This is a genomic window from Streptomyces sp. YIM 98790 (assembly GCF_011421595.1).
GTDB lineage: Bacteria > Actinomycetota > Actinomycetes > Streptomycetales > Streptomycetaceae > Streptomyces.
In genome coordinates this window covers 1-6,398 of the sequence record NZ_WTLH01000262.1, presented here as the reverse complement: position 1 = coordinate 6,398, position 6,398 = coordinate 1, and the positions used below count along the sequence as shown (strand labels likewise).

General features: G+C 74.0%; 5 protein-coding genes. All 5 read right to left on the bottom strand.

Annotation, left to right across the window (positions count from 1 at the left end):
• The coding region (locus GQS09_RS26210; protein ID WP_165990024.1) for a glycosyltransferase family 2 protein at positions 1 to 961 on the bottom strand (961 nt) is incomplete at its 3' end.
• 187 nt (positions 962 to 1,148) lie between these two features.
• Positions 1,149 to 2,084 carry a carbohydrate ABC transporter permease gene (locus GQS09_RS26205; RefSeq protein ID WP_165990023.1) on the bottom strand — a complete coding sequence of 312 codons (936 nt, stop codon included), beginning with the start codon at positions 2,082 to 2,084 and terminating at the stop codon, positions 1,149 to 1,151.
• On the bottom strand, positions 2,081 to 3,547 hold the full coding sequence (locus tag GQS09_RS26200) for a carbohydrate ABC transporter permease (protein WP_165990022.1): 1,467 nt from the start codon (positions 3,545 to 3,547) through the stop codon (positions 2,081 to 2,083). Before GQS09_RS26200 ends, GQS09_RS26205 begins: the two co-directional genes overlap by 4 nt.
• Before the next feature lie 13 nt (positions 3,548 to 3,560).
• On the bottom strand, positions 3,561 to 4,943 hold the full coding sequence (locus GQS09_RS26195) for an ABC transporter substrate-binding protein (protein WP_165990021.1): 1,383 nt from the start codon (positions 4,941 to 4,943) through the stop codon (positions 3,561 to 3,563).
• Between the two features lie 290 nt (positions 4,944 to 5,233).
• Positions 5,234 to 6,398, bottom strand: a 1,165-nt coding sequence (locus GQS09_RS26190; protein ID WP_279577800.1) for an FtsK/SpoIIIE domain-containing protein, incomplete at its 5' end; no start/stop codon positions are given.

The following is a 6,398-nucleotide window of genomic DNA, read 5'->3' as shown; positions in this document are numbered from 1 at the left end:
CCCGGGGCGCGCCCAGCCGCAGCAGCAGCCGCAGCAGGCGCGCGGTGCCGTTCCGGCCCCCGCCCAGTGCGGTCGCCCCGGCCGGCGGGCGGTGGCGGCGGCACAGCACGGCGGCGCGCCGGAAGAACTCCTCGCGGCAGTCCGCGGGCAGCAGACCGGGGGTGCGGCAGACGGTGATGAGCTGGTCGGTCATCCGCCGGTGCAGCGCGGGCTGCCAGCGCCGGTACTCGGGCGGGCCGGCCGCCAGAAAGGCGAACAGCCGCTCGTACTGGGCCAGGAGGTCGAGCTGGTGCGGGCCGGGCGTGTGCAGCAGGCCGCCGGTGCGGCGCCGCCGGTGGTGCACGCACACCCGGTCCAGGGCGGCCACCGACTCGGCGGTGATCAGCAGCGGCAGGCTCCAGGGCAGGTACTCGTGGACGCCCCGGGGAAAGCGCAGGCCGGTGCGGCGCAGGAAGTCGCGGCGGCAGACCCGGTTCCACACGGCGGGCTCCAGGGACAGCAGCCCGGGGTGGTCGGCGAGGGTGAAGACGCCGGTGTCGTGCTCGGCCAGGGCGGCCAGCCGGCCGTCCGGCACCGGGCCGCCCTCCGGCCGGGCCAGGGCGTGGTCGAACAGCATCAGCTGCGGGTCGCCGGTCCGGGCCAGGGCGGTGTCCAGGGCGCCGAGCGCGCCCGGGGCGAGCGTGTCGTCGCCGTCCAGGAACAGCAGATAGTCGCCGGTGGCCGCCTCCGCCCCGGCGTTGCGGGCGGCGCCGGGACCGGCGGGCCGCTCCAGCCGCAGGGCCCGGACCCGGGGGTCGGCGGCGGCGGTTTCCTCGATGATCTCGCCGCAGGCATCGGGCGAGGCGTCGTCGACGACGATCAGTTCGATGTCCCGGCACTCCTGGGTCAGCACGGAGGCCAGGCAGGAGCGCAGATACGCCTGCACCCGGTGGGCGGGCACGATGACGCTGAATCTGGGCACGGCGACTCCCCAGAGTGCGAGCGGACTGACGGACAATCCGACAATCGCCGCTCGGTGGCCCGATTCCCCGCACGAGCCCGGTGTCGGCCGCGCCTCGCCCGCCTTTTTCCTCCATACGGAGCAGCCAGTGAACCCGTGTGGGCGTGCGCCGCTTGCCGCGCCCGCGGGGAGCGGCGTGGCGGGGCGCCTACTTCACCGCGCCGGCCATCACCCCGGAGACGAACTGGCGCTGGAAGGCGAAGAAGATCGCCAGCGGCACCAGGATGGACAGGAACGCGCCCGGCGCCAGCACGTCGATATTGGCGCCGAACTGCCGCATCTCCTGCTGGAGTGCCACCGTCATCGGCGGATTGGCGGAATCCGCGAAGATCAGTGCCACCAGCAGGTCGTTCCACACCCACATGAACTGGAAGATGGCCAGCGCGGCGACCGCCGGGGCGCCCAGCGGCAGCACCACCCGGGTGAACAGCCGCAGCTCTCCCGCACCGTCCAGCCGCGCCGCCTCCAGCAGCTCGCGCGGGATCTCGGCGAAGAAGTTGCGCAGCAGGAAGATGGCGAACGGCAGGCCGAAGGCGGAGTGGAACAGCACCACGCCCAGGGTCGTCTCGAAGATGCCCAGCCAGTTGAACAGCCGGGCCACCGGGATCAGCGCCACCTGGATCGGCACCACCAGCAGGCCGACCACCAGCAGGAACCACCAGTCACGGCCGGGGAAGTCCAGCCAGGCGAAGGCATAGCCGGCCATCGCCCCGACCACCACCACCAGCACCGTGGACGGCACGGTGATGGCCACCGTGGTCCAGGCGGAGCCGGTGAAGGAGTCGTTCTCCAGCAGGGAGCTGTAGTTCTCCACCGTCCACTGGCCCGGGTCGGTGAGCGCGGTCCACCAGCCGCTGGCGGAGATGTCCCGGCGGTCCCGGAAGGAGGAGGCCAGCAGGCCGAGGGTGGGCAGCAGCCACAGCAGGCCGAGCAGCACCAGCACCACCCGGGCAGCGCCGCCGCCCGCCAGCGAGGCCAGCTTCGAGGCGGTGGAGCGCCTGGCGCGCGGCACCGGCGCCTCGGTGCCCGCGGTCCTCGCGGGCGGCGGCTCGGGCAGCCTGTCCGTACTGGTGTGGACGGTCATCGGGCCCGCTCCCGTCGCAGCCGCCGGATATTGAAGATCATCACGGGCACCACCAGCAGCAGCAGGAACACCGCGATGGCGCTGCCCAGGCCCTGGTTGGTGCGGGTGCCGAAGGACACCGTGTACAGCTGGAGAGCCAGCACATTGGCGTCCGGCTGCACCGAGCCGGGCGCGATCACCAGCACCAGGTCGAACACCTTCAGCACGTTGATCATCAGGGTGACCAGCACCACGGCCAGCACCGGCGCCAGCAGCGGCACCGTCACCCGGCGGAACACCTGCCACTCGTTGGCGCCGTCCACCCGGGCCGCCTCCAGCAGTTCCCGGGGCACCCCGGCCAGGCCGGCGGCGATCAGCACCATGGCGAAGCCCGCCCACATCCACACGTAGGAGCCGATGATGGCGGGGGTGACCAGGGTCGGGCCCAGCCAGTCCACGCCGTTGTAGGCGGCCTCGAAGTTGCCCGCCGGCAGCCGGATCTGGGCGCCGGCCGCCTCGGCGGGCAGGGTGAAGGTCCCGTCGTCCTCCGTCGTGGCGGAGGCCACCACATCACCGTCGCGCACCGCCTGCACGGTCATCCCGGCCAGGCCCTTCTCGCCGGGGTCGATCACGCCCGGCTCCCCGCCGCCGCCCAGGGCGAAGTCCAGCCAGACGGTGCCGGTGACCGTGCCGTCGCCGGGCGGGGCAGGACGGGCGTCCTCGGCATCCGCCAGCTCCTGCGGCTTGACCCCGACCAGCGGCAGCATCGCCGGGGAGCCGGGGCCGGCCGTGCCGGGGAGCACGTAGGAGCCGTCCCCGGGCGCGTCCAGCCCGCTGTCCGGGCGGGGGCGGGCATCCGGCCAGGGGGCGCCGCTGGTGAAGGCGGAGTGCACCGTGGTGAGCATGGCGTTGGCCACCCCGCGGTCCGGGTCGGCCTCGTACACCAGGCGGAAGATGATGCCGGCGGCCAGCATGGAGATCGCCATCGGCATGAACACCAGCAGCTTGAACGCGGTGGCCCAGCGGATGCGCTCGGTCAGCACGGCGAAGATCAGGCCCAAGCCGGTGCACACCGCCGGGGCCGCCACCACCCAGATCAGGTTGTTCTGCAGTGCCTTGCGGGTGCCGGGGTGGGTGAACATCTCGCGGTAGTTGTCCAGCCCGACGAAACTGCTGCCGGAGGAGTCGAACAGGCTGCGCCAGATCGAGTACCCGATGGGGTAGACCACCAGGGCGCCGAGCAGCAGCAGCGCCGGGAGCAGGAACAGCGCGGCGGCCCAGGGCCGGGTGCGCACCACGCTGCGCACCCTTCCGGCCGTCCCCCGCCGGGGCCGGTCCGGCTGCTTCCGCCCGGGCTGCCGGGAGCCCCCCGGGTTCCCGGTGCTCCCCGGGTTCCCGGTGTTCACGGCCTGCGCCGTCTCCGCCGTGCTGCCGCCGCTGTCGGCGTGGTGGTTGGTCCCGGTGCTGCCGGTCTCGTCCGCCATCGTCGGCCGGCCGTCACTCGCCGTAGGCCGATGCGGCCTGGGACTCCAGGTACTCCTGGGTCCCCTCGACGTCCGCCGGATTGCGCAGGAAGTCCTGGAGACCCTGCCACATGCCCTGGCCGGTGGTGCCGCCGAACGCCGCCGGCGTCTGGTCGGACAGGTCGAAGCGGAAGTCGTCGCCCGCCTCGATCAGCGCCTCGGCCATGGTGCGCTGCACATCGTCCGGATAGACCTCCGGATCCAGCGACCGGTTGGGCGAGATGAAGCCCCCGCGCTCGGCCCAGACGGCCGCGGCATCGGTGGAGGCGAAGAACGCCAGCAGCGCCTGCTGGGCCTCGTCGGCCTCGCCGCTCTCCGAGATCGCCACCGCCACGTCACCGCCGGAGACCACCGGCGCCTCCGCCCCGACGGCCGGGAACGGGAACACCTGGGCGTCCTCGCCGATCACCGCGTCGGTGGAGTCGGTGATCACCGTGCCCACGAAGTCGCCCTCGTAGACCATGGCCGCCTCCGGGTTCTCCAGATCGGAGAACACCTTGGTCACCGAGTTCGGGAAGTCGGTGCGCAGCGCGCCGTCGGTGCCGCCGGCCAGCAGTGAGGGCCTGCCGAACAGCTCGGCCAGGGTGGTCAGGGCCTCCGTCACGCTCTGGTCGGTCCAGGGGATCTCGTGCGCGGCGAGCCGGTCGTACATCTCCGGCCCGGCCTGGGAGAGGTAGATGTTCTCGAACCAGTCGGTGAGCGTCCAGCCGTCCGCCCCGCCCACCGACACCGGCGGGGTGCCGGAGTCGGAGACGGTGGTGGCCGTGCTGACGAAGTCGTCCCAGGTCTCCGGCACCGAGACGCCCGCGGTCTCGAACGGGGCGGTATTGTACCAGATCAGGGACTTGTTGGCGGCCTTGATGTAGACCCCGTACTGCTGCCCGTCGTGCGCGCCGAGGTTCTTCCAGCCGTCTCCGTAGTTGGCGTCCAGCTGCTCCATGGCGAGCTCGCCGACCGGCGCCAGCCAGCCCTTGCCGGCGAATTCGTGCAGCACGCCCACCTGGGGCAGCAGCACCACATCCGGTGGCGAGCCGCCGGCGATCTTCTGGCCCACGAAGGTGGCCACATTGTCGCCGGTGGGAACGAAGGTGACGTCCGCGCCGGTGCGGTCCTCGAACTCCGCCACGGCGGCCATGAAGTTGTCCTGCTCGGCACCGGTCCAGACCGCGGCCACCTCCAGCTGCCGCCCGCTCAGGTCGGGCAGTTCCAGGGAGGATTCCCCGTCACCACCACCGCCTCCGCCGGTGCCTGAGCCGTCGTCACCACTTCCGCAGGCGGTCAGCGTGAGCGCCGACACCGCCGCGATCGCCGCCACCGAGCGGGCGGCATGCCGAGCTGACCGGATCGAACTGCGCATGTGATCGCCTCATCCCTTGCGCGGCCCGGCCCCGGAGCCGGGCGGAACAGCCGCGTTGCATGTCCCGTTGGGACTGTCCTACGCCGGGCCCGCCGGGTCGGCAAGGGCGCCGGTCGTGTCAACTCACCATTCGTGATGCGGACGTTACCGACAGGAAGATCTCTTCAGCGGTATACACCAGTACCGCACGCGGTGTCCGGTTCCGCCACCCGCCGGCTGCCGCCCGTCCGGACCGCCGCCCGGCCCTTCCCGGTCAGGCCTGCGGGCCAGGACGCCGGGAGCGCGGGCACTCACACCAGGGAGGCGGCGGCGGCCTGGTCCGTCTCCCCGGCCCGGGCGGCGGCGCTGGCGAGCAGCGCCACATCCGTCGGCCCGTTCCCCAGCTCCCGGACCGGCCGCCGGGCCGGAGGATCTCCGGCCCGCCGCCAGTCCAGCGGTACCACGGTGGGACGCAGGGTGGAGGTGCGGGGAATGCGCCCGGTGACCCGGCCGGCCTGGAAGACCACCGGGGCGGGGAGGCCGGAGGCGCGCAACTCGGCGCGGCCGGGCGGCCGTCCGGCCAGCGACACGGAGGCCGTGGCCGTGATGGCTATGCCCGCCGGGGTCTCGGTCACCGAGGCGCCGCCGCCCGGGGAGCGGCCCGAGGCGGTGATCAGGTGGATGCCCAGCGGGCCGCCCTCCCGGGCCACCGCGTCCAGCGAACGCACGACCGACCCGGCGGCCGGGCGGCCCGGCGCTCCCAGCGCGGGACTGAGCAGGGCGTGCAGGTCGTCCACCAGCACCACCAGGGCGGAGGGCTGGACGGCGGCGGAGGAGGGCGGCCCTCCGGCCCCGGGGAGACCGGCGGGCTCCTCCGGCCCGCCCGCCCGGCGCTGGGTGACCACCCGCGCGGGGCTCTCCGCGGCCCGCCGCTTCAGCTCCTCCCGCAGGCTCTCGGCAAAGGCCCGCATCCGCACCGGGTCGGTGGTCGGCACGTGCTCGGTGACGTGGGGCAGTTCGGCGCACGGAGCCAGGCCGCCGGCCGGTCCGTCCACCAGCAGCAGGGAGAGGCGGCGCGGGCTGCGGGCGGCGGCCAGCGAGGCGGCCAGCGCGCAGAGCAGCTCGGTCTTGCCCGAGCCGGTGTCGCCCTCGATCCGCAGCGGGCCGCTCTCGGCGGTCAGATCCAGCACCACCGGCCCGGCCGGTCCGGCGCCGAGGACCAGCGGCAGCCCCGAACCGGTGGCGCGCCACCGCTTGCCCAGGGCGGACGGGGTGACCCGGGGCAGGTCCAGCAGATCCAGCAGCCGCGCGCTGTCCGGCAGCGGTGCGGCGGGGGCCGCGGGGCCGCCGGCATCGGGCGAATCCTCCCGCAACGGTGCGAGCGCCCGGGCGAAGCGCTCGGCCCACGCGGCGGAGACGGCGTCCACCGTCGCCGCGGGCCCGGCCTCGTACGCCCCGCCGCCCGGCGGGGCGCCG

Excerpts from the sequence above, each read along its gene's own strand:
- GQS09_RS26205 (WP_165990023.1), bottom strand. The coding sequence starts at position 2,084 with ATGACCGTCCACACCAGTACGGACAGGCTGCCCGAGCCGCCGCCCGCG.
- GQS09_RS26200 (WP_165990022.1), bottom strand. The coding sequence starts at position 3,547 with ATGGCGGACGAGACCGGCAGCACCGGGACCAACCACCACGCCGACAGC.
- GQS09_RS26195 (WP_165990021.1), bottom strand. The coding sequence starts at position 4,943 with ATGCGCAGTTCGATCCGGTCAGCTCGGCATGCCGCCCGCTCGGTGGCG.